This is a genomic window from Herbaspirillum frisingense GSF30 (assembly GCF_000300975.2).
Taxonomy (GTDB): Bacteria; Pseudomonadota; Gammaproteobacteria; order Burkholderiales; family Burkholderiaceae_D; genus Herbaspirillum; species Herbaspirillum frisingense.
Genome location: NZ_AEEC02000092.1, coordinates 1 through 281, shown reverse-complemented (window position 1 = coordinate 281; position 281 = coordinate 1). Strand labels below are relative to the sequence as shown.

Annotated in this window: 1 rRNA gene; it reads left to right on the top strand. The window is 48.4% G+C overall.

Going from position 1 to position 281, the window contains the following annotated elements:
* Positions 1 to 114: 114 nt before the first annotated feature.
* Positions 115 to 227: ribosomal RNA gene (rrf, locus tag HFRIS_RS24450) — 5S ribosomal RNA — on the top strand.
* Positions 228 to 281 lie beyond the last annotated feature (54 nt).

Here is a 281-nt window from a genome sequence, read left to right as displayed (position 1 = left end):
AAGTTGAGCATATATTGTGTTTGCCCTAGTGCATCACACCCCAGAATCTAATTACTTCTTCCAGTTTGAGTTGCTTGCTGCTCCGTTCGAGAGCAAGTGGCTATACAAGTTATGCCTGATGACTATAGCAAGTTGGTACCACCCCTTCCCATCCCGAACAGGACCGTGAAACGACTTCGCGCCGATGATAGTGCTGCAACCAGTGTGAAAGTAGGTCATCGTCAGGCTTGTTACTCCCAAGAACCCTCGTTACGTAAGTAGCGAGGGTTTTTGCTTTGCGG